Below are 23,397 nucleotides of genomic sequence, written 5' to 3'. Positions count from 1 at the left end.
AATTTTTAAGATAAAAGAAAGGAAAAACATGAATGAAATATCCATAGTAATAATTGTACTTATAATTTTTATGATAATTAAAGCAATCAATCAAAAAAGAAAATCAACAGTACAAACGACACAGACATTTAAAAAGACAGAAGAAAACACAGAAAAAAATAATAATATTAATAAAAATCAATATAAAAAAAAGAACTTTCTTACCTGTACAGAAAAAAAATTCCTATCAGCGTTACATGAACTTAAAAAATATGATTTAATTATCATACCCCAAGTAAATTTAGCTACAATTATACAAAAAACAGGTGAATTTAAATATCAAAATGAATTATATCGAAATATTGATTTTGGTATATTTGATAAAAATTATAATATTCTACTTTTAATTGAATTAAATGATATATCACATCAACAATACAAACGGCGAGAAAGAGACATGAAAGTAAAAGAAATTGTCAAACAAGCCGATATAAAACTTATTAATTTTTATACAGATAAACCTAATAAACCAGAATATGTAACAAAAAGAATCATAAATGAACTTGCGATATCTATACCAAATTATGAAATAAATCAAATTAAAGAAGATGAAAAAGACAAACAGCCATCCACAACACACCAGGATGGACGAGAAGCGATTTTAAAGGATTTTAAGGAGGATAACCCATATGAATGAAAATGAAATGCTAGAAGCTATTAGAGGAATGCTACAAGAAGAACTTAAACCAATTCATGATAGTGTAGAAACTCTAAAAGTACAAAACAAGGCTATAAAAAACAAATTGGAAGAAATAGACATAAGACTAACCAACCTGGAATACCAGGTGAAGAAAGGAACCAACGAAACCAGACAAGACATAGACACACTGGTGGAAGTCCTGGAAGCAAAAGGCATATTGCCAAAAGCACTATAACAGTAAAATCCCCGGCTCTATGCCGGGGATGAAATAAATAAACAGTTAATGGAAAAGAAAAGAATAGCAAAATATAAAAACAATATAAGCAAGATAGGAAATATATAAATAATCATCACCTAACTTTTTACCATGAAACCGCTTTACCCAGAAGCGGTTATTAAATTGCATAAAAAGATGCGGAAGAAAAACAACAACAAAACTACAAAATAAAGAGCCATCTTCACTCATGAGATTAATCCTCCTCAATCGCTCCACGCTTGATTGCTTCGGCCAGGCCGACCTGGACAAGCCTTGTTGCCATTTCAGCCGGGGTGGAGTAGCATTCACAGAACTCCATGTACCTGCAAAGGCGGTCATACTGTTTCGTGGTCAGATAAACATTGACTTTGATTTTTCCAACTGGCTTATTCATAAAAATTTCCCTCCTGATATCTTAATAACTGACGGCGCAACTTGTTAAATATGGGACCCTCAATCTCAAAGGGACGGTCCAGGAGCAGGGCCTTATACTTTAACTTTGTAGGCCGGGAAAGCTGACGGAGGTAATAGTCCATCCGGTCTACCGGCTGTTCCGCAAGAAGCTGCACCATGACCTTTGATTCCGCCAGGTCTATCACTTTACGGGTATAGACATTGGGCCAGCACCGACAGCAGTCTATGTAGTCCAGGCTATCCAGCGTAACCTCTATCCGGGTGAGGGGATAATCAAGGTTAGCCTCTATCTGTTTGTTGTAGACCTTTACCCGGCCGGGAGAGGACATGCATCCTAAATATTCTGTAAAGTCCTGTGCTGATTTGTAAAACTGGCTGTATTTCCTGTTATCCTTGATAAGCTGTACACAGTCACGGCCATATGGCACGTCCACTGCTAAATCCCATCTTTTTATCTTTATTGTTTCTACTATGGGGAACAACTCATTTAGGACCATCCTTAAGACTTCTCCTATCTGACTTTGCAGGTCTTTGAACCCTGTTTCCTCCTGGTCGAAGGGGGAGACACTTGTACGCATGAACCCATCATCATAAGCAATCTCACCAAGTATCTTGTTTGGGTTAAAGTCCAGGAAACCCTGTAAAACTGTTTCTTTCTTTACACCATTCATACAAAGTCCAATGGAAAATGATAATCCTTTGATACCAAACACAAAAAGGTATCGGTAATCAAAATCCTTTAAAGAATGATAGTGCGTACAGCCTGGAAGATGGGAGAGAAAGGAAAGGAAGGATTCAACTGTATCTACGTCCGGAAACTCAAAAGAGTACCGGAGGGAATCACAGGAATAAAAGATGCCATCCTCAAGGAACGGATTGAAGTAGTAAAGCATAAGCAGGACCTCCTAAAAGAAAGTTAAGTTACTAAACAAGTGTAAAAAATTTTTACGGACTTCGGACCTAATTAGACAGGGGTCCGAAGTCGGTCACCGTTTCTTACGGTTCCATTTCCTCACGACCTCATGAAGCTGTACGCGCCCGCCGGCCATCGCGCGGCGGAGCGCTCCCAGCTTCCCCTGTTTCACCAGTTCCGGGAACGGCATGTATTCAAACTCCTTCTCCGGGAGCTGGGGAGGATTGTAGGAATTGAAATACTTTACATACTTCGGGATGTAGGTAAAACGCACGGAACCGAAGGGGGCCAGGAGCAGGGAATCAATGTTGTAATCATCCACTATCTTTGATTCACCGCTGGCCGACTTATCCGCATGGACAACGGCAACTGTCTTTGTGATACGCCTGGCAATGGAAAAGCAGTTCAGGAAGTTGTGGATGATGTACAGATGGTCAGTAAGGTCACGTATCTTCTTGTCAACATCAAAGGACTGGGAGAACAGATACACGATATGTTTATACTGCCGCTGATATTTGAAATAAACCTTTACGTGTTCCGGGAAGGACTTGAAATTACGGTTATCCCATACAAGGCCCACCTCATCTATAAGCAGGATAGAATTTTCAGGAAAATGGGCAACACCAATATCAACGGTATCGAAGTGATAAGTTCCAGGTATATGCACGTTGCTATAGACGTGCCACCCCTTCTTACGGTATTTAAGTGCCATTTTACACATGAGCGTAGTCTTGCCACTACCTTTCTTGCCAAAGACCATAAAGAGCTTATATGGATTGCGATACTTAAAGAAATGATAAGCAAAAAAGACAATCCAAAACAGGCCAAAGCCAAAGAGTAGAACAGAAAGCGCATACATTAAAACACCCCCTTAACAAGCTGTTTCGTGATACGGATAAGGCCAACGGGTAACAGGATTAAAAGCATGAACTGCCACATAATATTCGTATCAAGGGTAAAGGCATCCGGGGACATGGGGAACAGAATCACATCTATAAAAAGGTTGAATAAATCAATCATAAAATCACCTCAATGGGGGAAGGGGACCGGGGTCCCCTTCTGAATCATACCTGATGGTAAATGCGCATGAAGAACGCAACCACGGCGCCAGCGAAGAACAGACACATGGCGGCCAAAAGGATAGGCTGGCTTAAAATCCAGGTGAGCAGAAGCCCACATTCCTTCCAGAGCCAGGCCGTAACCACGGAAAACGTGGCTAACAGGCTGTCAAGGCCCGTAGCCGGAGTAGCCCCCTCAGCAAAAGCCGGGAAAGCCATAGCAACAGACGCAACACCAGTGGCGACAGGGACACAGCGATACTTCTTAACCGCATTCTTAATCTTCAACATAAACAAACACCTCCTTATTAATTTATAAAAGTCGCCTAAATATATCTACAACCTTCTTAAGAAGGGGCAGACCAATCACAAACATCCCCACCCAGTAGGAATGTCTCCAAAGGATATCAAACAGAAGTGATAACTCATGAAACATCCATTCAACAACCTTCATAACAATACTAAGGTTCATATAATCACCGCCTGTCTATCAGCGATACAAAGATATGGAAGAACTTATCCACAATCCATAAAAAAGCAATGAAGCCAAAGGCATAACAAACCGGATAGAACTGGACAGGGACATCCCCCATCAACGCGAGGATTTTCTCCATAAACATATCAAACAACCTCCTATCAGAACGACAACGATATATGTAAGCGTGTCAGAAACCTTGAATATATGATGATATTGATTCACCTGAATATTGACGTATGTATCACGGTATTGGAGACGGCCCGCACTCCAATAATATTCCCTGACATAGTTGGGGGAGCCATACTCCCTGATAGAGTAAAAGTTATTGCCAAGACAAGGAGTAAGATACACAAGCTTACCTGTCTGCGCATATGGATTAAAATTCCCATCCACCAGACGGCCTTGAATGGCATTAGCCGAAACATTGAACAGACGGCCCCGGCTGTCTACATAAAGGGAATCCGCATACTCAGGAGGAAAGAGAAGGGTATATTCCTGGCCCGAGATAGAAACATCATAACGAAGTACATTAACATAATCGTCAGAAGCAGAAACCGAACGCGCCGAACGGACAGGGGCATCCATAGGAATAATATCTGTAGGGCCTTCCTCCAGGTCAGAAACATCCTGCGCATCCTCCAGGGAAGAAAGCGCAGCATCCGAGGAGGAAGCAAGACCGGGACCGCCAAAAGAATCACGAATAGCAACAAGTTCGCATAAAATGTATCGGAGTAAATCATCACGTTTTAAATCCTCAAAATCATCAATATCCATCAAGGTTCTATCATCAATCAATAAATCCACATCCGTGTAGGCTGCATCCGAAGGAGAAGCAACCCATATATCATCCACATCCATGTCCAAATCCGTATCTGCATCCACCCTAGACGCATTGGAGGGTGTAGCCGTATCAGCATAGGCCAGGAGAGGGCAGGAGAGCAGGAAAAAACTACTTAGAGCCACCACTACGTTTAGATGCCCTAGGCGGACGGACCACGGAAGATGGACTACCTCCCGCACCACGGAAGGAAATGACAAGCGTAGTAACAAACACAGAAACAACAAGGACAGCGACCAGAAAATCACCATATGAATATCCTCCTAAATCACTGCCAAATAAAAGGACAGCAATCTGCGAAACAATAAAGATACAAAAATCAATTAAATCACGCATCATAATCATCACGACCCCTTATTAAGAATCTGGAACACAACCGCAAGGCTGATAGGGACAACCACAAAACCAACCATCCAGGGCGGGAGATAGGAAAGGCACATCACCAGCCAGCCAACGGAACGGACAATATTAACAATCACAAGAACAAGCGTTGCAATCATGTTGACAATGAAGCTAACCACAGTTTCAACAAACCCGGCAACCGCATCAAAAAACTGAAACATTTATGTCCCCCCTTTGAACCGATAATAACCAATGCAGAGCATGGCAATCGTGAGAGTAAGGGAAAAGCCAATAGGGATATTCAACCCTTTCATGTTATTGTAAATATGATTCAGAAAATAGGATATATCCGATAAAGGTCCCTTAATACGGGTAAAATAATCATCATAACGGAATGAATTAATGTTATTGCTTACATCCTCCATTAACTGTTTTTCATTTTCCTGCATGTTGTGAATAGAATCATTCAGCTGAGCATTACTGTTATCCAGACGGGATTTATCATAACCATTTGCAAGCTTATCTGTATTTGCATTATTATTGTTAATGATATTCGTGGTATTGGATTCCTGGGAATCAATGATATCCTCTGTATTGCGCCGGTTTGCGGCTAAATCCTCAGAGTGATGTTGATTCATCTTGTTATACATGTTCGTGAACTCACCCGCCAACTGGTCCCAAAAGGAATGGAGCTGATTACTGATAGTCTGAGTGGTATCCACAATCTGTTCAATGATAGTATCCTGTTTCTGCACCAAAGCCGCCGTATTGTTAGCCGTATCCTGGACCGAATTGGCAATTGCCTGGTTCTGTTCCGATGCATCCGGAAGAGGGGCAACCGGATTGTTAATGTTACCGGATTCATAATCCCGGAAGGAAATGACCGAGGAAAAGTTAAGTTTCTGCGTACCATAAAGAGGAAACGCATAAGGGAAAAAGAACTCAACCGAGGTGAGGGCCTGGCTATTCACGTTATATGTAACCGTATAGAAGTCAGGGGGAATAGTATCCGAAGCAATCTTCGGAAGCTGGCCGGATAAATCCGAAGCGTTAGGTCTTTTAACACGGCCACGGGCATACATCCTATCAAGCAATAATGAAGTGCTACTTGTCTGGATGGAAACCTGAGCCTTCCACTTGCCAGTTGTTGGAAAAGAAGAGCGGGGGAGAACCAAAACAAAACCTTGAATGCCCATACCGTCAGAAGGTGTAAATTCCTTACCAAAAGCACCTTGCCCGCCAGCCTCCTGAACCTTACCAAGGGATTTCTTATAGGTTCCAGAACCATAAGCAAAAACCTCAACCGTTGACCAATTAATCGTATTGGTAGATGTAGGAAGGTCCCCGGCCAAAACAGTCAGGGGAAATAACGAAAGGATAAAAAGCGCCAACAGGGCACTTAAAAACTTCTTAACCATAAAAAAAAATACACCCCCTAACAAAAGTGTTAAAAGATGTATCCTTATATACTTAAATCAGCCTTAACTATTCGTTAAACTAGACTTATCGCGAATAGTTAGCTTATTTTATTAAGTATGCAAGGATACAGCTTGTTACATGTTACAGTCAGAGAGGGCGTCAGCAATCTTATCATGGACCCCTTTCATGACCTTAATTTCTGATTCAGCAATGCTAAAACGCTCACTGGTAATAATATCCTCAAGAGAACGTATCCGGCGAATCCGGGCACAGCGTTCTATCAATTCATCCAGACGGACATTAACCACCCGGTTAAGATAGCGCAGTTCCCGTTCCGTAAGTTCTATGTTCATCCAACCACTACTTTCTATTGATTTCTTATGTTCGCGACCCCGTAGGCACATCCATGGCATGATGAATCGCTACCGCCAGGGACCTGGCACTTTCTGTAGTCAAGGGGAAGGGGGTATTCCCGGCCCCTAGGCTACACCGGGGGCCGGGGACTTCGCTTCCACTAGTTTGGAGAATCGACCAGACGGCATTCCTCGACAAAACCACCGCGGCCATAGGAGATATCCACAAAATCCTCTGGATGAATACCAGAAATATCCGGGGCATATTCACCGTTCCAGACGTCAACCTGTTCCACACGGCGGCCACGGACTTTATCGGGCTGTCTGGATGGAACTGCATAGAAACGGGTGAAGTCATAAGGCTTACCAGTCTTTTTAGAGATACCCTCGAATCTCTCAATGCCTAAAATCTCATATACCATAATCAAAACCTCTCTTTCTCAACTAACTAATTGATTGTTATATGTAATCCAGGGCAGAGCCGAAAAAGGATACCCCGGAGAACAAGCTATGTTGTCTGGACCTCACTGGATATGGACGGGATGGAATCCGTCTTTTCGTCCAGGTAAGCCAAAATATGTTCCAGGCGGGCGAAATGATATTGAAGAACATCCACACGGCACTGGTCATGCAAGGCCATGGCCCGGCATATCGCCACACTGGTTTCATTTTGTTCCTGCTCTATGAGAGCCTTGGAAAGTCTACGCATTCTGGACCCCTCCTGTCAGTTTTATAAGCGTGAAGGACAACGGAAGACAAAGCATCAAACTCATCAATCGTAATTGCATCAATGCTGAATGCAAAACTCAACTGTGAACGAATCCAAATATAGTTAAAACGGAAATCACCATCAACATCACCAAGAAGATACCGTTCTACAAAATCATTAAGTGTCTGGCGAATACGCTTTTTATCCATCATATTAAATCCTCCTTATGCACTAACTAAATCATTCTTGTGAACTAACTAAATTTGTGGTAAAATAGATACTAACTAAGCGCTTAATTGTTACTTATCGTTACACCTATATCTTATCACATCTTGCACAAGAATAATATTGACATCTTACACAAGATTAAAGATATATAATCTTGCATCTTGCACAAGAATAACAGGAGAGGAATATGTCTAGCTTTAATGCAACAAAATACAAAAACGAATTTACGAAAGAAAAATATGACCGCCTAAACATACAAGTACCCAAAGGCCAAAAAGCAGTAATAGAAGAATACTGGAAGGCCAAAGGCTATAAAAGCTTGAATGCGTATGTAAATGACCTAATACAACGGGATATGAATAATACACCTGGAATCCAAATAAATCATAACAAAGGAATTGTAGCCGGAAATATACATGGGGATATCAACATGAAATAGGGCCACAAACGCACCAGAATGAACGAGAAGCGATTTTAAAGACCTAAGGCAACATTTTATCAAGGAGGACAACAAAATGGAAAATAAAGAGTTAATAGAAGCCATCAGAGGAATGCTAAAAGAAGAATTGGAACCCATACATGAGGAAATCAGCAAAGTGAAAGACCGGCTAACCGTATTAGAAATCAAAGAACAGGCCACACATAAAAAACTTGATAATCTGACCCTTGATGTAAAAATAGCCGAAAGAGATACCAGGAGAGACATAGCACAAGCAAATGACGCTATTGAAACACTTATTGCAGTCCTGGAAGCAAAAGGCATATTACCAAAAGCACTATGACAGCAAAATCCCCGGCTCTATGCCGGGGATATGCGAAAGGAGCACATATGAGAAATATAATTAATGGAATCATTGGACTAGCTACAAATAAAGCTTTTTGGAGCATAGGAGCCGCAGTATTAGCCATGTTCCTATTTAAAAAATTCAAAGATTAGCAATGTACTTAAAGTAAAAGGAAAACAGAATAAATGCAATCATGTAAACATAACATACAATCATGTCCAAGTCGGTATACTTCCTGCCACGCGAACGCTTGCGGACAAAATAGTTATGGATAGCAAAGTATAAAAGCGGCAAAACAACAAAGAAAACCGAACAGAAATAAATTTTATCCTCAGACGTCATATTAATCCTCCTCAATCGCCCCACGCTTGATTGCCTCGGCCAGGCCGACCTGGACAAGCCTTGTTGCCATTTCAGCCGGGGTGGAGTAGCATTCACAGAACTCCATGTACCTGCAAAGGCGGTCATACTGCTTCGTGGTCAGGTAAACATTGACTTTGATTTTTCCAACTGGCTTATTCATAAAAATTTCCCTCCTGATATCTCAATAACTGACTGCGCAACTTGTTAAATATGGGACCCTCAATCTCAAAGGGACGGTCCAGGAGCAGGGCCTTATACCTACGTTTCGTAGGCGCTGACATCTGACGGAGATAATAATCCATTCTGTCAACAGGCTGTTCCGCGAGAAGCTGCACCATGACCTTTGATTCCGCCAGGTCTATCACTTTACGGGTATAGACATTGGGCCAGCAGCGACAGCAATCTATGTAGTCCAGGCTATCCAGCGTGACCTCTATCCGGGTGAGGGGATAATCAAGGCCAGCCTCTATCTGTTTGTTGTAGACCTTTACCCGGCCGGGAGCGGACATACATCCTAAATATTCTGTAAAGTCCTGCGCTGATTTGTAAAATTGGCTGTATTTCCTGTTATCCTTGATAAGCTGTACACAGTCACGGCCATATGGCACGTCCACTGCTAAATCCCATCTTTTTATCTTTATTGTTTCTACCATGGGGAACAGTTCGTTTAGGACCGTTCTTAGGAGCTGTCCTATCTGGCTTTGCAGGCCTCTGTATTCCACTTCCTCCTGGTCAAAAGGAGATACACTTGTACGCATGAACCCATCATCATAAGCAATCTCACCAAGTATCTTGTTTGGGTTAAAGTCCAGGAAACCCTGTAAAACTGTTTCTTTCTTTACACCATTCATACAAAGTCCAATGGAAAATGATAATCCTTTGATACCAAATACAAAAAGGTATCGGTAATCAAAATCCTTTAAAGAATGATAATGCGTACAGCCTGGAAGATGGGAGAGGAAGGAAAGGAAGGATTCAACTGTATCTACGTCTGGAAACTCAAAAGAGTACCGGAGGGAATCACAGGAATAAAATATGCCATCCTCAAGGAGCGGATTGAAGTAGTAAAGCATGAGCAGGACCTCCTAAAAGATTGTTAAAAAACTATACAAAGTGAAAGAATTTTTCAGGACTTCGGACCTAATTAGACAGGGGTCCGAAGTCGGTCACCGTTTCTTACGGTTCCATTTCCTCACGACCTCATGAAGCTGTACGCGTCCGCCGGCCATCGCGCGGCGGAGCGCTCCCAGCTTCCCCTGTTTCACCAGTTCCGGGAACGGCATGTATTCAAACTCCTTCTCCGGGAGCAGGGGAGGATTGTAGGAATTGAAATACTTTACATACTTCGGGATGTAGGTAAAACGCACGGAACCGAAGGGGGCCAGGAACAGGGAATCAATGTTGTAATCATCCACTATCTTTGATTCACCGCTGGCCGACTTATCCGCATGGACAACGGCAACTGTCTTTGTGATACGCCTGGCAATGGAAAAGCAGTTCAGGAAGTTGTGGATGATGTACAGATGGTCAGTAAGGTCACGTATCTTCTTGTCAACATCAAAGGACTGGGAGAACAGATACACGATATGTTTATACTGCCGCTGATATTTGAAATAAACCTTTACGTGTTCCGGGAAGGACTTGAAATTACGGTTATCCCATACAAGGCCCACCTCATCTATAAGCAGGATAGAATTTTCAGGAAAATGGGCAACACCAATATCAACGGTATCGAAGTGATAAGTTCCAGGTATATGCACGTTGCTATAGACGTACCACCCCTTCTTACGGTATTTAAGTGCCATCTTACACATGAGCGTAGTCTTGCCACTACCTTTCTTGCCAAAGACCATAAAGAGCTTATATGGATTGCGATACTTAAAGAAATGATAAGCAAAAAAGACAATCCAAAACAGGCCAAAGCCAAAGAGTAGAACAGAAAGCGCATACATTAAAACACCCCCTTAACAAGCTGTTTCGTGATACGGATAAGGCCAACGGGTAACAGGATTAAAAGCATGAACTGCCACATAATATTCGTATCAAGGGTAAAGGCATCCGGGGACATGGGGAACAGAATCACATCTATAAAAAGGTTGAATAAATCAATCATAAAATCACCTCAATGGGGGAAGGGGACCGGGGTCCCCTTCTGAATCATACCTGATGGTAAATGCGCATGAAGAACGCAACCACGGCGCCAGCGAAGAACAGACACATGGCGGCCAAAAGGATAGGCTGGCTTAAAATCCAGGTGAGCAGAAGCCCACATTCCTTCCAGAGCCAGGCCGTAACCACGGAAAACGTGGCTAACAGGCTGTCAAGGCCCGTAGCCGGAGTAGCCCCCTCAGCAAAAGCCGGGAAAGCCATAGCAACAGACGCAACACCAGTGGCGACAGGGACACAGCGATACTTCTTAACCGCATTCTTAATCTTCAACATAAACAAACACCTCCTTATTAATTTATAAAAGTCGCCTAAATATATCTACAACCTTCTTAAGAAGGGGCAGACCAATCACAAACATCCCCACCCAGTAGGAATGTCTCCAAAGGATATCAAACAGAAGTGATAACTCATGAAACATCCATTCAACAACCTTCATAACAATACTAAGGTTCATATAATCACCGCCTGTCTATCAGCGATACAAAGATATGGAAGAACTTATCCACAATCCATAAAAAAGCAATGAAGCCAAAGGCATAACAAACCGGATAGAACTGGACAGGGACATCCCCCATCAACGCGAGGATTTTCTCCATAAACATATCAAACAACCTCCTATCAGAACGACAACGATATATGTAAGCGTGTCAGAAACCTTGAATATATGATGATATTGATTCACCTGAATATTGACGTATGTATCACGGTATTGGAGACGGCCCGCACTCCAATAATATTCCCTGACATAGTTGGGGGAGCCATACTCCCTGATAGAATAAAAGTTATTGCCAAGACAAGGAGTAAGATACACAAGCTTACCTGTCTGCGCATATGGATTAAAATTCCCATCCACCAGACGGCCTTGAATGGCATTAGCCGAAACATTGAACAGACGGCCCCGGCTGTCTACATAAAGGGAATCCGCATACTCAGGAGGAAAGAGAAGGGTATATTCCTGGCCCGAGATAGAAACATCATAACGAAGTACATTAACATAATCGTCAGAAGCAGAAACCGAACGCGCCGAACGGACAGGGGCGTCCATAGGAATAATATCTGTAGGGCCTTCCTCCAGGTCAGAAACATCCTGCGCATCCTCCAGGGAAGAAAGCGCAGCATCCGAGGAGGAAGCAAGACCGGGACCGCCAAAAGAATCACGAATGGTAATAAGTTCGCATAAAATGTATCGGAGTAAGTCATCACGTTTTAAATCCTCAAAATCATCAATATCCATCAATGTCCTGTCATCAATCAATAAATCCACATCCGTATAGGCCGCATCCGAGGGAGACGCAACCCATATATCATCCACATCCATATCCCAATCCGTATCTGCATCCACCCTGGACGCATTGGAAGGTGTAGCTGTATCCGCATAGGCCAGAAGAGGGCAGGAGAGCAGGATAAAGCTACTTAGAGCCACCACTACGTTTAGATGCCCTGGGCGGACGAACCACGGAAGATGGACTGCCTCCCGCACCACGGAAGGAAATAACAAGCGTAGTAACAAACACAGAAACAACAAGGACAGCGACCAAAAAATCACCATATGAATATCCTCCTAAATCACTGCCAAACAAAAGGACAGCAATCTTTGAAACAATAAAGATACAAAAATCAATTAAATCACGCATCATAATAATCACGACCCCTTATTAAGAATCTGGAACACAACTGCAAGGCTGATAGGGACAACCACAAAACCAACCATCCAGGGCGGGAGATAGGAAAGGCACATCACCAGCCAGCCGACAGAACGGACAATGTTAACAATCACAAGGATAAGCGTTGCAATCATGTTAACAATGAAGCCAACCACAGTTTCAACAAACCCGGCAACCGCATCAAAAAATTGAAACATCTATGTACCCCCTTTGAACCGATAATAGCCAATGCAGAGCATGGCAATCGTGAGAGTAAGGGAAAAGCCAATAGGGATATTCAAGCCCTTCATGTTATTGTAAATATGATTCAGGAAATAGGATATATCCGATAAAGGCCCCCTAATACGGGTAAAATAATCATCATAACGGAACGAATTAATGTTATTGCTTACATCCTCCATTAGCTGTTTTTCATTTTCCTGCATATTGTGAATCGAATCATTCAACTGAGCATTGCTATTATCCAGACGGGATTTATCATAACCATTTGCAAGTTTATCCGTATTTGCATTATTGTTATTAATGATATTCGTGGTGTTAGATTCCTGGGAATCAATGATATCCTCTGTATTGCGCCGGTTTGCGGCTAAATCCTCAGAGTGATGTTGATTCATTTTGTTATACATGTTCGTGAACTCACCCGCCAACTGGTCCCAAAAGGAATGGAGCTGGTTACTGATAGTCTGAGTGGTATCCACAATTTGCTCAATGATAGTATCCTGTTTCTGCACCAAGACCGCCGTATTATTAGCCGTATCCTGGACTGAATTGGCAATCGCCTGATTTTGTTCTGATGCATCCGGGAGAGGAGCAACCGGATTGTTAATGTTACCGGATTCATAATCGCGGAAGGAAATGACCGAGGAAAAGTTAAGCCTTTGCGTACCATAAAGAGGAAACGCATAAGGGAAAAAGAACTCAACCGAGGTAAGGGACTGGCTATTTACGTTGTATGTAACCGTGTAGAAGTCAGGAGGGATGGTGTCCGAAGCAATCTTCGGAAGCTGGCCGGATAAATCCGAAGCGTTAGGTCTTTTAACACGGCCACGGGCATACATCCTATCAAGCAATAATGAAGTGCTACTTGTCTGGATGGAAACCTGAGCCTTCCACTTGCCAGTTGTCGGAAAAGAGGAGCGGGGGAGAACCAAAACAAAACCTTGAATACCCATACCGTCAGAAGGTGTAAATTCCTTACCAAAAGCACCTTGCCCGCCAGCCTCCTGAACCTTACCAAGGGATTTCTTATAGGTTCCAGAACCATAAGCAAAAACTTCAACCGTTGACCAGTTAATCGTATTGGTAGATGTAGGAAGGTCCCCGGCCAAAACAGTCAGGGGGAATGACGAAAGGATAAAAAGCGCCAACAGAGCACTTAAAAGTTTCTTAACCATAAAAAAATACACCCCCTAACAAAAGTGTTAAAAGATGTATCCTTATATACTTAAATCAGTCTTAATTATTCGTTAAACTAGACTTTCGCGAATAGTTGACAGGGTGTTTTTATGTGTTGCAAACAACCCGGTTACTGCTTCTGTGTGGCTGGTTTGTAATATAAATAAGGAGGTTTTGTATGAAACTTTTAAACTCTGTGAGGAAGTATGGTGCGTTGCCGATTGCTTCCGGCCTGGTGTCTGTGGGGCTTGCGGTTCCTGCCTTTGCGGCTGAGGGAAGTCCTGCGGGTCCGACCGATTGGTCCGGTGTTATATCTGCCCTCACGGCCCAGGTATCCATTAGCACTATCATGGGTGCTCTTGCTACATTTGTCGCCGCCGGTATCGGTATCGTGTTTACCTGGTGGGGTGTTCGTAAGGGGATTCGTTCTCTTATGGCGGCATTCCGTAAGGGCCGTATGTCAATTTAGTCTCTTGGGGTCTGGCCTTCCATGGTTAGGCCCCTTTTTTGAAAGGAAAGTTTATGGAAACTAACTTATTGGATGGTAGCTTAAACCCGGTCAATGTTGCAAGGGTGATTAAGCATAACCATGATTTTTATAAGTCACATCCGGGTTACTTTCGGCCTGAGGGATTGTTGGTCTTTTGTGGAGAACAAGGGTCTGGAAAAACCTTGTCCGCTGTGCAGTATGTTAAGCGGTTATGTGAGGAATATCCCCGGGCTATCCTGTGCACCAATGTCCAGATTAGTGGCCTCTCTCCTGCTACTGAGGTGGTCGAATACGACGGCCTGGATTGTCTTAAAAACCTGGAAAATGGTTATTATGGTGTGATTTATTTGATTGATGAAATTCACCTGGAATTTAACAGCCTGGAATCAAAGAACATTGACATTGAGGTTATGATTGAGGTCAGCCAGCAGAGAAAACAAAGAAAGCATATCATAGGTACATCCCAGGTATACGGGCGGCTTGCAAAACCGTTCCGGGAGCAAATTAGAAATGTGGTGCTTTGTTCCAATTTCTGCAAAATCCTTCAGATTAATACCCTGATTGATGGTGCAAAATCGGTTGAAAAGGATGGAAAGCTAATCACGGAATCAGTAAAGCGGTTCTTTTGGTTCCATAAGCCTGAATTGTATGATAGCTATGATACATACGCAAAAATGAAACGTTATAAAAAAGAATGGCAAGGAAGGAGGTTGTCTTGATGGTACAGGAAGCAATTAATCTGTTTGCAGATGTGGTTGCGGCGGCTATTCCTTATGCGGTGGTGTTTGCATTGGGCCAGCGTCTGGTTACTATGTTCTTAGGGATGGCCTTTAAGGGTTACGTTGAAATATGATGATGAGGTGGAAACATGTTATATTATGTACTTTGGCTCTTTCTGCTCTTGGGTGTGGCAACGTTTTTGCGGATGAATACACGCTTACTGAGGAAAATCAGGCGGCTGATTCGGCTCAGGATGAAAATGCGGTTCCTGATTTAAACGGCTGGCTATCTTCCGTCCCGGATGGGGGCATAGACTTTGACCAGTACCAGGAAATCATGTCAATCATGTATCCGGAATTGGTTGAAACAGACGAGGAAGATTTGGAGGATGAATTGGATGTTGCATCTTCTTCTAATGCTTCTCGTTCTAATGCTAGACAGACGGTTCAGAACATTCTTACGTTTAACAGTGTGGCTCCTGCTTCGGTCTATCCATCCCCGGATGATGGTACTATATCAACCACGTATCTACAGTACTTTAAGGATATGCTTGTGAAGCTTCCGTATGATACGCAATATGTTTTCTTTCGGGTGGATGATTATGAATATCGTATGGTATATGGTGATGCAATTAATTTTTCTGGCAATGTATTTTCTGGGGATGCTTTGAATTATATACGTTACTATCGGACGAATAATTATAGTGTTTGGAAATTGGAATCCGGTTATGAGGGAAGCTTCCGTTTGACAACAAATGGTTATCTTGTATATAGCAATGTCGGTGATTTATACCCGTCAATGAATGGGGGTGTTTATACATATGCGGTTTATGCGTGCCTGTTTGTGCTGGTGCTTACTTTTCTGTTTAACGTTGTCCATGCCTTTTTCTTCGTGGGCAGATACCGCTTCTAGAATTGATTCAATAAGTGTTGCTACTTCCAGTAATGCGTTACCATCCCAGGACTACATGGAAACGGATGATTTTGACACATTGGATGTTCTTTCCGTTGCGTCCTCTGGTGATGATACTGTATCTAATTCAGTTGATTATTCTGGTGTACAGATGTGTCTTGCTTATTATGATATGTCTGGTGTAAGGCATCATGTTTTTTCACAGGTCGATAAAAATGGTTATGCTTCTATTCCTCTCCCGTCTAATTATGCATCTGGTGATTGGTTTGGTTTTATATTGTTAAAGCGGTCATTGCCTCCTGCTGGTAAGTATAATGTGCAGGTTCATTTTGCCAGTAATACATTCATTTCTTATGGTGGTTCTTCTTTGTGGTTTTCTTCGCATTATAATAATGTACATGACCCTGAATCATCGTTTGGTGTAACGGGTACTTATAGTTCGGGTGACTTTTATCTTAGTTCTAACGTTTCTATTGGTGCGTCTGCCCAACAGTTTAATATTTCTAATTGGCTTAAATCGGATACAGGTACACCTCCTTGGGGTGGGTACGTTAGTATAAGTTTTACTAAATTATCTAATGATGCGCCTGTTCAGGGTGGCTCGCCTGGAACTGATAATGTTGACCAGGATATTAACCAAAGTATATCTAATAATACGGCTCAACAGGTAGAGCAAGGGGATACGATTATTGAGCTTATTAAAAATACGATACAAACTATATCTTCTCAGCTTACGGCATTTTGGAATCAGCTTGCCGGGGAATTTACTAATCTTTATGCGAAAATGACGCAACAACATTCTGAACAGTTGCAGGCTGACCGGGATAATACGGATGATATCATAGCCGCTGATAATGCTAACACGGATAAAGTCACAGGTGCGATTGAAAAGCATGGGAATTTCATCATTGAGGGGTTGAAGTCGCTTTTCATCCCCTCGGATGAATATTTCAAGTCCTGGTTTGATGGCATGTATCAGTTCTTTAATGACAGGTTGGGCTTCCTCATGCTCCCGGTTGATTTACTGGTGCGCATGGTTGATATATACACGTCTGCTGGTTCTTCTTCTGTTGGTATCCCCTTCCCGGAATTTAAATGGATGGACGGTACAGTTATTATCCCGGGCCAGACGGTTCAGTTTGATTTTCTAAATACAGACTGGGGTAAGGGCATTCAGGATAAGCTTTATTTTGTCGGCAATCTAATCATGATTGGCGCCTTACTCTCCCTCATGCATAGGAAATTTGAGGAGGTGTTGCGCAATTGATTTTACAAGCTGTATTTGACCTTGTAGCGGCCCTGTTAAAACTGGTCTTTGGTTGGATTAATCTGCCTGATATGCCGTCTGCTGTAACATCCGTGATTGATGAATTATTTACCTGTATACAGGGCGGCATGGGTATCATTAGTGTGTTCGTTGATATATCCATGGTGAAGATACTTCTGCCTGTCCTGCTGATAGTTGTGAACTTTGAACACGTTTGGAAGTTCACCATGTTTATATTGCGCAAGATACCGTTCCTTGGTATTGAGTGATTGGATGTGTGTATCCGGCCTGCTAGGCTTCGCCGCAGGCCGGGGCTTTCCTGATTGGAGGTTTTTATGTCTACGTTTTTAACATGTTCATGTTCTGCCTGTCCGTATTTTCATTGGTTTATCTGGTTTGGCATGGGTTGCGCATGGGGGATAATCTGGGCTGGTATTTTTAATCCCCTTGTTACTTCCTTTTTGTTATTCCTAGCACGATTGCTAAAACGAATGCTAAAACGATTATGGTTATAATTGTGTTCGTTCTGCTGGACGGCTGGCTCTCTTTACATGTTGATTGTGCCAATATTATCCCGCCCTATGTTAACCGTTTTATTGCTTTTCTCTCCTGTTCGCTCCATATCTTGGGCGATTAGGTCTTTAATATATCCGCTTAATTTGGTGTACCCCCTGGCCTTCATGTGTTCGATTACTTCCGGGTATTCTTCCTCACGGATATAGACTTTCACTGTTTTATATGTGTCTTTATTGTACTCTCTTTTGTATTCTGTCCGTTCATTTTTGTTCATATTGTATATCTCCTGTCTAGGCCTAGACACTATGCACAATTTACTAGGCCTAGATTCGTCACTATGTCTATTGTCTAGGCCTAGGCATTATGTTATACTATAGTTACAAAGTTAATAAAGCTCCATAGCAACGAGAACATGATACAGTGTAGCAGTGAGAATGGGGCCACTAATTCAACATAAGTATATCAGATTCATAGCAAAAAAGGAAGGGGAAAGAGAAATGACAAAAAAGGAGAAAGAAATTTTTCGGCGTTACCTTGATTATTCATGTGCTGAAATGGTTCGTTGTATATCTGGTGAGGGGCGCGCTGAATGCGCTGTTGCTTCTGCTGTATTTGTTCAGTTGCAAGGTTTATGGAACGAACTTAATAAGGTTGATACGGAGCAAGGGGCCTAGCCCCTTCCCCTTTAAAGCTACTCTCTCCATAGAGAACGGTCACAAGTCCGTGTAAAAGCTGAGTGGAGGTTTTAGGCGAGGTTTTGTATAAATGTAACGATTGTTCCGATTAAGTAAATCATTGCATTGATTGTCATTCCGATACCTAAAATAAAGTATTTTATTAAATCCATGTTTTCACCTCCTTGGTGTGATATGGCATATATGGTGGGTGGGGTTTCTTTTTGGTGGTACATTTAGTATACCCCCTCCCATATCTGTAATCAATTACATATTTGTTACGGTTGATTACATTTTGTTTAAGCGGTTTGTTTGTCAATTGCTATCGAGAAATTGACGGTTGGATTTAGGCAGAAATACTGCCCTCCCAGGTTGATGTAAATGCCCTGGGTGGTACGTTGATAATAGAATATTGAAAGGAAGGTAAAATCATGAAAGTTAAAGTTTTAGGTATTCAGTCCGTTGACTATGTGAGCCGTAAGACTGGCAACCCTGTCAAGGGGGTTACATTGCATTCTGCGTTTAAGGATGCACAGGTGGAAGGTGAATCTGTATCTTCTATCTTTGTCAGTGATAATCTGAATCTTAAATGTATTTCTGATATTCGGCCCGGTATGCTGGTTGATGTTGAATACAATAACCGTGGTTATGTCTGCGATTTGGCTATCTGTAAGTAGTAGTCGGCTTTTCGCACTTCTCCTTATGCTGGCTGTTCTGTCCTGGTTCAGCCAGCCCCCTTGCGGGTGATTCCCGCATTTCCTTGTTCGCTCTCCGTGCCAGGCCAGACAGCGGTTTAGATTCGTCATTACGTGTAATACCTACGTTCTGCCATTTTCCTGCTGGGGATGGCTTGTAAAACCCCCGTAGGGTAATACGGGGGTACTAAATACAGTGGAGGTCGGAATGGAAGGAAACTTAATAACCCTGTCTAATGGGTTGGTTGTGTCGGTTGACTGGCTGTCGTTCACGGTCATGTCAACGGCTGATGTTGTGGATGTGCTGGATATGTTTGGTTATGTGATGGATGATTTCACACGGATGCCAAAAGGTGCCCGTGGTTACAGGACCATGTTTCGGCTTAACGGCTATTCACTCAGCGTTTTGTGTGATGGTAACCCGGACATGGGTATACATATTGATGTGGCCGGTTCTGCCATAGGTGAACTGGTCCGAAGTTTTTCGGAAACATTGAAAGTAAATACCCCCTTCGGTGAGGGGTACGACATAGATTTTGATAGTACCTTTATGGTGGCTCTCTTGGAGCGCATACGGGACAATGGTCATGTTACCAGGATTGATATTGCGATAGACGATATCGGCTGTAAGTACTTCTCAACGGATGATGTTTGCAGACTTTACTCAAACACTCAGATTGTCTCAAAGTTCCGTAACATGCGTAACGTGGTTGAATCCGAAGTATCCGGCCGTAAAACAGGCCATACGGTATACTTTGGCAGTCGTACAAGTGATATCTTTTTGAGGGTTTATGATAAGCAGTTAGAGCGCAATCGCAAGCTTTCTGCAACTGGTACTCACATTGATAACCCATGGGTCCGCTGGGAGCTTGAACTTAAGAATGACCGGGCGGTTAGTGTATCTAAAATGCTTACATCTGGTATTCCCCTGGGTGCTGTTGCTGTTGGTGTCCTGGGGCATTACATGCGGATGATTGAGCTTGACGATATCAATCGTTCTCGTTGTTCTACATATCCCGTCTGGGCTGATTTTATGGATGGAGTATCATCACTTAAGATAACCGTCCCAAAGTATGAAAAGACCATGGACGAGAAAAAGACCTGGATAAAAAGGCAGGTCATGCCTACTCTCGCCGCTGTCATTTTGGCTGATGGTGGGAGCCTTGAATTTGTAGAGGATAACCTGGAAAATGGTTTAAATCGTATGAATAAGTCATTGTATAAAATGGCAATGGATGAACTTTGTAATTGATATAGATTATAACTAATTCGCGAAAGTCTGGCTTTCACAAATAGTTGACAAACAAGCGCGCTCCTACGGGAATATTCCATGTCGCGCGCTGTCAACTACCATTTCCCTGACTGGCTTCGCCAGACATTTTCGTGAAAGTCCTTACCGTGCTTTCGCGAATAGTTATAAACCGCTCTATTCAAACCAAGTTATACAAATTCACTCGTAAAATCAACATTTAACGCAATCTTCATTTCACAGTTTATAGCAGCATCCATACCTGGGGTTTCATACTCCGCGCATGAATGCTGCCTTCTTTTTTTAACATTCCTTCCTTTTTAAACTTTAAGCCTTAAAAACATATATCTTTAAGCGGCATATCCGCCATGGGTACTTTTGCCAGTTTCATTGCAGAGCTGTTCAAATTCTTTTAATTTCTGCTTTGCCTCTGGCGTCAGGTTCTTTGGAACCTGCACCTCTACTGTCACATACTGGTCGCCATGTACAGCTGGATTTCCTGAGACCACAATGCCCTCACCCTTCAGACGGATCTGGCTTCCGGACTGTGTACCTGCCTTTATCTTGCATATAACATCACCATAAATCGTGGAAATCTTGACTTCGCCGCCAAGCACTGCTGTTGTAAACGGAATTGTAACGGTTGTATAAACATTCTGGCCGTCTCTGCGGAATCCCGGTTTGTCATGAACTGTTATGTTCAGGAGCAGGTTTCCAGGCTCCCCGCCATTGGTTCCGGCCATACCTTTTCCTTTTAAACGCATTACTTTGCCGTCCGCAATGCCTGCCGGAATAGTTACCTCCATTGACTGCACCTGTCCGTTTTCGTCCTGCAGACGGATTATTTTTTTGCAGCCAAAGGCCGCTTCATCGAAACTGACTTCTATGCTTCTCTGGATGTCTGCCCCCTTTTCCGGGAATCCATGTCTGGAATAGGTTTTGTTGAATCCGTTACCCCGGAATCCATTGGCGGTTCCTCTATGAAAAGCACCGGAACCTCCGAAAATATGTTTCAGAATATCGTCCATATCCTCTCCGCCTTCAAAATAGCCATTATTCATATCTCTGTAGGCATAATGGGGGCCATTCCCAAAACCATTGCTTTCTGTGCTTCCATAAGCTCCGGCTGTCTCATCAAATGCTGCATGCCCATACTGGTCGTATAATTCCCGCTTTTTCTTGTCACCCAGTATATCATAGGCCTCATTTAGTTCTTTGAAACGCTCTTCTGCCTGGACATTTCCCACATTGCTGTCCGGATGATACTTTTTTGCCAGTTTCCTGTATGCTTTTTTGATTGCCGCGGCATCTGCTGTCCTGCTGACACCTAAAACATCATAATAATCTTTTTTCATCATTCATGCTCCCCTTCTTTCCTTTGGATATTTAGGTAAGAGAAAAACGGGAGAACACCCAAATGCTCCCCCGCATACCTTCGCTACTATATTATCTCTTGGTTGTATTACATTTTTTTCGCTGCTGGTTCGGGTTCTCTCTTATGGGACAAACATTATCAAAACGACGGTTTCATAGTTTTTTTGTTCCATAACCCTATCTGTTATATATGTGTTATAACACATGACAAGTATAGCGTCAAGAGTAATTTGCAATTATTTGCAATTATTTGATGAAAATTTTTAAACACGTCAGAGGTCCGGCCTCCTTTTGAAGATGTCGGCGTAATCAATATCATACAAACGTAGTCTGATTCCGGATTTTCCAATCCATGCTGCTCTCTGTATCCGAAAGTCCAAACTCTGTCAATTGATTCCCAAAAGCTTCAGTATTTCATTGTGAGGCCTGTCCGCATCCGCCTGAAACACATCAATGTGATTCAGATCCCCGCTCCTGTCCGTAAAGGCAGGGAACAAAAATCCGCATACGGGTTTATCCGGCTCATACTTTCCGCTCAGGGGGCAGACGGCGCAAATCATATATTCAAATACTTCCTCTGATTCCCACTGGCGTTCCCTGTCAGAACCTTTTGCCGGGATATCATAACGGTCATGGAACACAAGGATGGCATACTCCCTGTCCGCACGGTAATGCTCCATGACAACATCATAAAAGGTATCCATCAGGGCATCATTTTTCAGGCCGCATTCGTTCATGGCCATGAGCAGCTGCCACATACTTCCCGGCTTCCGTGCGCTTTGAGTATATTCGTATTTTCTCAGGTTTACATTTGTGGCTGCAAAGGGGATTTCCTTAGCCAGTTTCAGTTTCTTTGTCCGTTCTGATGCTGATAATTTCAGAAAATTAATATTAAAACTTCCGTCAAAATCCCCGTCCCTGTCCACATAACATCCCGCAATCCTGGTAAAGGAGGTGCGGGAAAGGGTCATCCGTCTTGTAAGCTCCAGCATGTCTTCTCTGTTTATCATAATCTGTCAATTACCTTCCTGTCATTTTCTGTCATTCATAAACAGATTGTATCATATACTTCATGGACCAACAACTTATTTTCCTGCTGTAAAGGAAAGGGCCGTATCTCCGTCAGACGCAGAAGCATTTATATTCCGTCCTGTCAGGTTTACGTTTCCATAGGATGATGTGATTTGGCACGTAGACTCTCACAACGCCCTGCTCTCGGGTGCCGTTTGTGTTACATACCATGAAACCCGCCACATTCATCTGGGTTTGGGGATTCTGGATACAACGGAAGGTCAGGGTATCCTGGCTGACATGATACTGCGGCTCAGAGCCATATGTATACAGACGGTACTCCAGATAATACCGTCCATCCTCAGAGGGCAGGATTTCTATATTATTGTAATCCTTCTCAATATCCATGGAGTGAAATCTGTCTGG

The 23,397-nt window shown here is 42.7% G+C and carries 42 protein-coding genes; 14 read left to right on the top strand and 28 right to left on the bottom strand.

The window, feature by feature from the left end; translation table 11 throughout:
* Positions 1-70 precede the first annotated feature (70 nt).
* Together LA360_RS03875 and LA360_RS03870 are read left to right on the top strand one after the other, a co-directional pair.
* A complete protein-coding gene (locus LA360_RS03875; protein WP_225537296.1) occupies positions 71-676 on the top strand; it encodes a DUF2726 domain-containing protein in 606 nt (201 codons plus the stop codon).
* The gene (locus LA360_RS03870) at positions 669-914 is read left to right on the top strand and encodes a hypothetical protein (protein WP_002588943.1); all 246 of its coding nucleotides are present in this window, start codon (positions 669-671) and stop codon (positions 912-914) included. Before LA360_RS03875 ends, LA360_RS03870 begins: the two co-directional genes overlap by 8 nt.
* A gap of 45 nt (positions 915-959) precedes the next feature.
* On the opposite strand, the gene LA360_RS03865 is transcribed toward LA360_RS03870, so the two are convergent.
* From LA360_RS03865 to LA360_RS03800, 14 genes are all read right to left on the bottom strand, one after another.
* Complete coding sequence (locus tag LA360_RS03865) at positions 960-1,145, bottom strand: hypothetical protein (protein WP_002588942.1); 186 nt, start codon at positions 1,143-1,145, stop codon at positions 960-962.
* 4 nt (positions 1,146-1,149) lie between these two features.
* A complete protein-coding gene (locus LA360_RS03860; RefSeq protein WP_002567660.1) occupies positions 1,150-1,329 on the bottom strand; it encodes a hypothetical protein in 180 nt (59 codons plus the stop codon).
* Positions 1,322-2,242 (bottom strand): hypothetical protein, encoded by a 921-nt coding sequence (locus tag LA360_RS03855; protein ID WP_112482629.1) that lies wholly within the window; start codon positions 2,240-2,242, stop codon positions 1,322-1,324. Before LA360_RS03855 ends, LA360_RS03860 begins: the two co-directional genes overlap by 8 nt.
* 93 nt (positions 2,243-2,335) lie before the next feature.
* Positions 2,336-2,974 (bottom strand): zonular occludens toxin domain-containing protein, encoded by a 639-nt coding sequence (locus LA360_RS03850; RefSeq protein WP_225537295.1) that lies wholly within the window; start codon positions 2,972-2,974, stop codon positions 2,336-2,338.
* A 146-nt stretch (positions 2,975-3,120) separates the two neighbouring features.
* A complete protein-coding gene (locus tag LA360_RS03845; RefSeq protein WP_002585212.1) occupies positions 3,121-3,282 on the bottom strand; it encodes a hypothetical protein in 162 nt (53 codons plus the stop codon).
* Between the two features lie 44 nt (positions 3,283-3,326).
* Positions 3,327-3,611 (bottom strand): hypothetical protein, encoded by a 285-nt coding sequence (locus LA360_RS03840; protein WP_002567663.1) that lies wholly within the window; start codon positions 3,609-3,611, stop codon positions 3,327-3,329.
* A 185-nt stretch (positions 3,612-3,796) separates the two neighbouring features.
* Positions 3,797-3,940, bottom strand: a complete 144-nt coding sequence (locus LA360_RS03835) for a hypothetical protein (RefSeq protein WP_002567665.1) — start codon at positions 3,938-3,940, stop codon at positions 3,797-3,799.
* Entirely contained in the window at positions 3,913-4,887 is a 975-nt protein-coding gene (locus tag LA360_RS03830; protein WP_112482627.1) for a hypothetical protein, read from the bottom strand. The genes LA360_RS03835 and LA360_RS03830 overlap by 28 nt, the downstream gene beginning before the upstream one ends.
* A gap of 93 nt (positions 4,888-4,980) precedes the next feature.
* Positions 4,981-5,199: a hypothetical protein gene (locus tag LA360_RS03825; protein WP_002585208.1), complete on the bottom strand. Its 219-nt coding sequence runs from the start codon at positions 5,197-5,199 to the stop codon at positions 4,981-4,983.
* Positions 5,200-6,396 carry a hypothetical protein gene (locus tag LA360_RS03820; RefSeq protein ID WP_002585207.1) on the bottom strand — a complete coding sequence of 399 codons (1,197 nt, stop codon included), beginning with the start codon at positions 6,394-6,396 and terminating at the stop codon, positions 5,200-5,202.
* A gap of 135 nt (positions 6,397-6,531) precedes the next feature.
* Complete coding sequence (locus LA360_RS03815) at positions 6,532-6,750, bottom strand: hypothetical protein (protein ID WP_002567653.1); 219 nt, start codon at positions 6,748-6,750, stop codon at positions 6,532-6,534.
* A 161-nt stretch (positions 6,751-6,911) separates the two neighbouring features.
* Positions 6,912-7,172 (bottom strand): hypothetical protein, encoded by a 261-nt coding sequence (locus LA360_RS03810; protein ID WP_002567654.1) that lies wholly within the window; start codon positions 7,170-7,172, stop codon positions 6,912-6,914.
* 86 nt (positions 7,173-7,258) lie between these two features.
* Entirely contained in the window at positions 7,259-7,459 is a 201-nt protein-coding gene (locus LA360_RS03805; protein WP_002567655.1) for a hypothetical protein, read from the bottom strand.
* Positions 7,432-7,671, bottom strand: a complete 240-nt coding sequence (locus tag LA360_RS03800; RefSeq protein WP_002567656.1) for a hypothetical protein — start codon at positions 7,669-7,671, stop codon at positions 7,432-7,434. Before LA360_RS03800 ends, LA360_RS03805 begins: the two co-directional genes overlap by 28 nt.
* A 203-nt stretch (positions 7,672-7,874) precedes the next feature.
* Between LA360_RS03800 and LA360_RS03795 the strand changes: the two genes are divergently transcribed.
* Both LA360_RS03795 and LA360_RS03790 read left to right on the top strand, forming a co-directional pair.
* Positions 7,875-8,126, top strand: a complete 252-nt coding sequence (locus tag LA360_RS03795; protein ID WP_002567657.1) for a hypothetical protein — start codon at positions 7,875-7,877, stop codon at positions 8,124-8,126.
* A gap of 76 nt (positions 8,127-8,202) precedes the next feature.
* On the top strand, positions 8,203-8,469 hold the full coding sequence (locus LA360_RS03790; protein WP_002567658.1) for a hypothetical protein: 267 nt from the start codon (positions 8,203-8,205) through the stop codon (positions 8,467-8,469).
* Positions 8,470-8,815: 346 nt separating this feature from the next.
* Here LA360_RS03790 and LA360_RS03785 read toward each other — a convergent pair whose 3' ends face one another.
* Positions 8,816-8,995: a hypothetical protein gene (locus tag LA360_RS03785; RefSeq protein ID WP_002567660.1), complete on the bottom strand. Its 180-nt coding sequence runs from the start codon at positions 8,993-8,995 to the stop codon at positions 8,816-8,818.
* A complete protein-coding gene (locus LA360_RS03780) occupies positions 8,988-9,686 on the bottom strand; it encodes a hypothetical protein (protein ID WP_007037190.1) in 699 nt (232 codons plus the stop codon). Before LA360_RS03780 ends, LA360_RS03785 begins: the two co-directional genes overlap by 8 nt.
* Positions 9,687-9,761: 75 nt before the next feature.
* Between LA360_RS03780 and LA360_RS03775 the strand changes: the two genes are divergently transcribed.
* Positions 9,762-9,935 carry a hypothetical protein gene (locus LA360_RS03775; protein ID WP_007037189.1) on the top strand — a complete coding sequence of 58 codons (174 nt, stop codon included), beginning with the start codon at positions 9,762-9,764 and terminating at the stop codon, positions 9,933-9,935.
* Between the two features lie 66 nt (positions 9,936-10,001).
* Here the strand turns inward: LA360_RS03775 and LA360_RS03770 are convergent, their stop codons facing one another.
* The 8 genes from LA360_RS03770 to LA360_RS03735 form a co-directional block, all read right to left on the bottom strand.
* Positions 10,002-10,640, bottom strand: coding sequence for a zonular occludens toxin domain-containing protein (locus tag LA360_RS03770; RefSeq protein WP_225537293.1), 639 nt, complete (start codon positions 10,638-10,640; stop codon positions 10,002-10,004).
* A gap of 146 nt (positions 10,641-10,786) precedes the next feature.
* Positions 10,787-10,948, bottom strand: a complete 162-nt coding sequence (locus LA360_RS03765) for a hypothetical protein (RefSeq protein ID WP_002585212.1) — start codon at positions 10,946-10,948, stop codon at positions 10,787-10,789.
* Between the two features lie 44 nt (positions 10,949-10,992).
* Complete coding sequence (locus tag LA360_RS03760) at positions 10,993-11,277, bottom strand: hypothetical protein (protein WP_002567663.1); 285 nt, start codon at positions 11,275-11,277, stop codon at positions 10,993-10,995.
* A gap of 185 nt (positions 11,278-11,462) precedes the next feature.
* Complete coding sequence (locus LA360_RS03755) at positions 11,463-11,606, bottom strand: hypothetical protein (protein WP_002567665.1); 144 nt, start codon at positions 11,604-11,606, stop codon at positions 11,463-11,465.
* Positions 11,579-12,430 (bottom strand): hypothetical protein, encoded by an 852-nt coding sequence (locus LA360_RS03750; protein WP_225537291.1) that lies wholly within the window; start codon positions 12,428-12,430, stop codon positions 11,579-11,581. The genes LA360_RS03755 and LA360_RS03750 overlap by 28 nt, the downstream gene beginning before the upstream one ends.
* Positions 12,414-12,650 carry a hypothetical protein gene (locus LA360_RS03745; protein WP_225537289.1) on the bottom strand — a complete coding sequence of 79 codons (237 nt, stop codon included), beginning with the start codon at positions 12,648-12,650 and terminating at the stop codon, positions 12,414-12,416. The genes LA360_RS03750 and LA360_RS03745 overlap by 17 nt, the downstream gene beginning before the upstream one ends.
* Positions 12,647-12,865 carry a hypothetical protein gene (locus LA360_RS03740; protein WP_002567667.1) on the bottom strand — a complete coding sequence of 73 codons (219 nt, stop codon included), beginning with the start codon at positions 12,863-12,865 and terminating at the stop codon, positions 12,647-12,649. The genes LA360_RS03745 and LA360_RS03740 overlap by 4 nt, the downstream gene beginning before the upstream one ends.
* Positions 12,866-14,062 carry a hypothetical protein gene (locus LA360_RS03735; RefSeq protein ID WP_002567668.1) on the bottom strand — a complete coding sequence of 399 codons (1,197 nt, stop codon included), beginning with the start codon at positions 14,060-14,062 and terminating at the stop codon, positions 12,866-12,868. It abuts the gene before it with no gap.
* 179 nt (positions 14,063-14,241) lie between these two features.
* Here LA360_RS03735 and LA360_RS03730 point away from each other — a divergent pair, with 179 nt between their 5' ends.
* Genes LA360_RS03730 through LA360_RS03710 form a run of 6 tightly spaced genes read left to right on the top strand, consistent with a single transcriptional unit; the run spans position 14,242 to position 17,721 of the window.
* On the top strand, positions 14,242-14,532 hold the full coding sequence (locus LA360_RS03730) for a hypothetical protein (RefSeq protein ID WP_112483298.1): 291 nt from the start codon (positions 14,242-14,244) through the stop codon (positions 14,530-14,532).
* Between the two features lie 53 nt (positions 14,533-14,585).
* Positions 14,586-15,272, top strand: coding sequence for a P-loop NTPase family protein (locus tag LA360_RS03725; protein ID WP_002596432.1), 687 nt, complete (start codon positions 14,586-14,588; stop codon positions 15,270-15,272).
* The gene (locus LA360_RS29505; RefSeq protein WP_263870211.1) at positions 15,272-15,406 is read left to right on the top strand and encodes a hypothetical protein; all 135 of its coding nucleotides are present in this window, start codon (positions 15,272-15,274) and stop codon (positions 15,404-15,406) included. The genes LA360_RS03725 and LA360_RS29505 overlap by 1 nt, the downstream gene beginning before the upstream one ends.
* On the top strand, positions 15,403-16,185 hold the full coding sequence (locus LA360_RS03720) for a hypothetical protein (RefSeq protein ID WP_146774991.1): 783 nt from the start codon (positions 15,403-15,405) through the stop codon (positions 16,183-16,185). Before LA360_RS29505 ends, LA360_RS03720 begins: the two co-directional genes overlap by 4 nt.
* A 55-nt stretch (positions 16,186-16,240) precedes the next feature.
* The gene (locus LA360_RS03715; RefSeq protein ID WP_174713935.1) at positions 16,241-17,452 is read left to right on the top strand and encodes a hypothetical protein; all 1,212 of its coding nucleotides are present in this window, start codon (positions 16,241-16,243) and stop codon (positions 17,450-17,452) included.
* Entirely contained in the window at positions 17,449-17,721 is a 273-nt protein-coding gene (locus LA360_RS03710) for a hypothetical protein (RefSeq protein ID WP_112483294.1), read from the top strand. Before LA360_RS03715 ends, LA360_RS03710 begins: the two co-directional genes overlap by 4 nt.
* 278 nt (positions 17,722-17,999) lie before the next feature.
* Here LA360_RS03710 and LA360_RS03705 read toward each other — a convergent pair whose 3' ends face one another.
* The gene (locus tag LA360_RS03705) at positions 18,000-18,242 is read right to left on the bottom strand and encodes a hypothetical protein (RefSeq protein ID WP_112483292.1); all 243 of its coding nucleotides are present in this window, start codon (positions 18,240-18,242) and stop codon (positions 18,000-18,002) included.
* A gap of 223 nt (positions 18,243-18,465) precedes the next feature.
* Between LA360_RS03705 and LA360_RS03700 the strand changes: the two genes are divergently transcribed.
* The 3 genes from LA360_RS03700 to LA360_RS03690 all read left to right on the top strand — a co-directional run bounded on the left by LA360_RS03700 (position 18,466) and on the right by LA360_RS03690 (position 20,589).
* Complete coding sequence (locus LA360_RS03700) at positions 18,466-18,642, top strand: hypothetical protein (protein WP_160116379.1); 177 nt, start codon at positions 18,466-18,468, stop codon at positions 18,640-18,642.
* Positions 18,643-19,073: 431 nt separating this feature from the next.
* On the top strand, positions 19,074-19,319 hold the full coding sequence (locus LA360_RS03695) for a hypothetical protein (RefSeq protein ID WP_022200528.1): 246 nt from the start codon (positions 19,074-19,076) through the stop codon (positions 19,317-19,319).
* A 226-nt stretch (positions 19,320-19,545) separates the two neighbouring features.
* Positions 19,546-20,589, top strand: a complete 1,044-nt coding sequence (locus LA360_RS03690; protein WP_112483288.1) for a replication initiation factor domain-containing protein — start codon at positions 19,546-19,548, stop codon at positions 20,587-20,589.
* A gap of 347 nt (positions 20,590-20,936) precedes the next feature.
* Here the strand turns inward: LA360_RS03690 and LA360_RS03685 are convergent, their stop codons facing one another.
* From LA360_RS03685 to LA360_RS03675, 3 genes are all read right to left on the bottom strand, one after another.
* On the bottom strand, positions 20,937-21,944 hold the full coding sequence (locus LA360_RS03685) for a DnaJ C-terminal domain-containing protein (protein ID WP_112483286.1): 1,008 nt from the start codon (positions 21,942-21,944) through the stop codon (positions 20,937-20,939).
* A gap of 402 nt (positions 21,945-22,346) precedes the next feature.
* Positions 22,347-22,970 carry a DUF4317 family protein gene (locus LA360_RS03680; protein WP_057572917.1) on the bottom strand — a complete coding sequence of 208 codons (624 nt, stop codon included), beginning with the start codon at positions 22,968-22,970 and terminating at the stop codon, positions 22,347-22,349.
* A gap of 112 nt (positions 22,971-23,082) precedes the next feature.
* Positions 23,083-23,379 (bottom strand): hypothetical protein, encoded by a 297-nt coding sequence (locus LA360_RS03675; protein ID WP_022200524.1) that lies wholly within the window; start codon positions 23,377-23,379, stop codon positions 23,083-23,085.
* Positions 23,380-23,397: the final 18 nt, after the last annotated feature.

This window comes from Enterocloster clostridioformis, from assembly GCF_020297485.1.
GTDB classification, from domain to species: domain Bacteria; phylum Bacillota; class Clostridia; order Lachnospirales; family Lachnospiraceae; genus Enterocloster; species Enterocloster clostridioformis.
Note: the sequence above shows the minus strand (reverse complement) of the source record. Positions and strands in the feature narration are given on the sequence as shown.

Bases quoted from the DNA above. Each gene is read 5' to 3' on its own strand.
- LA360_RS03875 (WP_225537296.1), top strand. From the start codon at position 71: ATGATAATTAAAGCAATCAATCAAAAAAGAAAATCAACAGTACAAACG.
- LA360_RS03870 (WP_002588943.1), top strand. From the start codon at position 669: ATGAATGAAAATGAAATGCTAGAAGCTATTAGAGGAATGCTACAAGAA.
- LA360_RS03865 (WP_002588942.1), bottom strand. From the start codon at position 1,145: ATGAGTGAAGATGGCTCTTTATTTTGTAGTTTTGTTGTTGTTTTTCTT.
- LA360_RS03860 (WP_002567660.1), bottom strand. From the start codon at position 1,329: ATGAATAAGCCAGTTGGAAAAATCAAAGTCAATGTTTATCTGACCACG.
- LA360_RS03855 (WP_112482629.1), bottom strand. From the start codon at position 2,242: ATGCTTTACTACTTCAATCCGTTCCTTGAGGATGGCATCTTTTATTCC.
- LA360_RS03850 (WP_225537295.1), bottom strand. From the start codon at position 2,974: ATGGCACTTAAATACCGTAAGAAGGGGTGGCACGTCTATAGCAACGTG.
- LA360_RS03845 (WP_002585212.1), bottom strand. From the start codon at position 3,282: ATGATTGATTTATTCAACCTTTTTATAGATGTGATTCTGTTCCCCATG.
- LA360_RS03840 (WP_002567663.1), bottom strand. From the start codon at position 3,611: ATGTTGAAGATTAAGAATGCGGTTAAGAAGTATCGCTGTGTCCCTGTC.
- LA360_RS03835 (WP_002567665.1), bottom strand. From the start codon at position 3,940: ATGTTTATGGAGAAAATCCTCGCGTTGATGGGGGATGTCCCTGTCCAG.
- LA360_RS03830 (WP_112482627.1), bottom strand. From the start codon at position 4,887: ATGGTGATTTTCTGGTCGCTGTCCTTGTTGTTTCTGTGTTTGTTACTA.
- LA360_RS03825 (WP_002585208.1), bottom strand. From the start codon at position 5,199: ATGTTTCAGTTTTTTGATGCGGTTGCCGGGTTTGTTGAAACTGTGGTT.
- LA360_RS03820 (WP_002585207.1), bottom strand. From the start codon at position 6,396: ATGGTTAAGAAGTTTTTAAGTGCCCTGTTGGCGCTTTTTATCCTTTCG.
- LA360_RS03815 (WP_002567653.1), bottom strand. From the start codon at position 6,750: ATGAACATAGAACTTACGGAACGGGAACTGCGCTATCTTAACCGGGTG.
- LA360_RS03810 (WP_002567654.1), bottom strand. From the start codon at position 7,172: ATGGTATATGAGATTTTAGGCATTGAGAGATTCGAGGGTATCTCTAAA.
- LA360_RS03805 (WP_002567655.1), bottom strand. From the start codon at position 7,459: ATGCGTAGACTTTCCAAGGCTCTCATAGAGCAGGAACAAAATGAAACC.
- LA360_RS03800 (WP_002567656.1), bottom strand. From the start codon at position 7,671: ATGATGGATAAAAAGCGTATTCGCCAGACACTTAATGATTTTGTAGAA.
- LA360_RS03795 (WP_002567657.1), top strand. From the start codon at position 7,875: ATGTCTAGCTTTAATGCAACAAAATACAAAAACGAATTTACGAAAGAA.
- LA360_RS03790 (WP_002567658.1), top strand. From the start codon at position 8,203: ATGGAAAATAAAGAGTTAATAGAAGCCATCAGAGGAATGCTAAAAGAA.
- LA360_RS03785 (WP_002567660.1), bottom strand. From the start codon at position 8,995: ATGAATAAGCCAGTTGGAAAAATCAAAGTCAATGTTTACCTGACCACG.
- LA360_RS03780 (WP_007037190.1), bottom strand. From the start codon at position 9,686: ATGAATGGTGTAAAGAAAGAAACAGTTTTACAGGGTTTCCTGGACTTT.
- LA360_RS03775 (WP_007037189.1), top strand. From the start codon at position 9,762: ATGATAATGCGTACAGCCTGGAAGATGGGAGAGGAAGGAAAGGAAGGA.
- LA360_RS03770 (WP_225537293.1), bottom strand. From the start codon at position 10,640: ATGGCACTTAAATACCGTAAGAAGGGGTGGTACGTCTATAGCAACGTG.
- LA360_RS03765 (WP_002585212.1), bottom strand. From the start codon at position 10,948: ATGATTGATTTATTCAACCTTTTTATAGATGTGATTCTGTTCCCCATG.
- LA360_RS03760 (WP_002567663.1), bottom strand. From the start codon at position 11,277: ATGTTGAAGATTAAGAATGCGGTTAAGAAGTATCGCTGTGTCCCTGTC.
- LA360_RS03755 (WP_002567665.1), bottom strand. From the start codon at position 11,606: ATGTTTATGGAGAAAATCCTCGCGTTGATGGGGGATGTCCCTGTCCAG.
- LA360_RS03740 (WP_002567667.1), bottom strand. From the start codon at position 12,865: ATGTTTCAATTTTTTGATGCGGTTGCCGGGTTTGTTGAAACTGTGGTT.
- LA360_RS03735 (WP_002567668.1), bottom strand. From the start codon at position 14,062: ATGGTTAAGAAACTTTTAAGTGCTCTGTTGGCGCTTTTTATCCTTTCG.
- LA360_RS03730 (WP_112483298.1), top strand. From the start codon at position 14,242: ATGAAACTTTTAAACTCTGTGAGGAAGTATGGTGCGTTGCCGATTGCT.
- LA360_RS03725 (WP_002596432.1), top strand. From the start codon at position 14,586: ATGGAAACTAACTTATTGGATGGTAGCTTAAACCCGGTCAATGTTGCA.
- LA360_RS29505 (WP_263870211.1), top strand. From the start codon at position 15,272: ATGGTACAGGAAGCAATTAATCTGTTTGCAGATGTGGTTGCGGCGGCT.
- LA360_RS03720 (WP_146774991.1), top strand. From the start codon at position 15,403: ATGATGATGAGGTGGAAACATGTTATATTATGTACTTTGGCTCTTTCT.
- LA360_RS03715 (WP_174713935.1), top strand. From the start codon at position 16,241: ATGGAAACGGATGATTTTGACACATTGGATGTTCTTTCCGTTGCGTCC.
- LA360_RS03705 (WP_112483292.1), bottom strand. From the start codon at position 18,242: ATGAACAAAAATGAACGGACAGAATACAAAAGAGAGTACAATAAAGAC.
- LA360_RS03700 (WP_160116379.1), top strand. From the start codon at position 18,466: ATGACAAAAAAGGAGAAAGAAATTTTTCGGCGTTACCTTGATTATTCA.
- LA360_RS03695 (WP_022200528.1), top strand. From the start codon at position 19,074: ATGAAAGTTAAAGTTTTAGGTATTCAGTCCGTTGACTATGTGAGCCGT.
- LA360_RS03690 (WP_112483288.1), top strand. From the start codon at position 19,546: ATGGAAGGAAACTTAATAACCCTGTCTAATGGGTTGGTTGTGTCGGTT.
- LA360_RS03685 (WP_112483286.1), bottom strand. From the start codon at position 21,944: ATGATGAAAAAAGATTATTATGATGTTTTAGGTGTCAGCAGGACAGCA.
- LA360_RS03680 (WP_057572917.1), bottom strand. From the start codon at position 22,970: ATGATAAACAGAGAAGACATGCTGGAGCTTACAAGACGGATGACCCTT.
- LA360_RS03675 (WP_022200524.1), bottom strand. From the start codon at position 23,379: ATGGATATTGAGAAGGATTACAATAATATAGAAATCCTGCCCTCTGAG.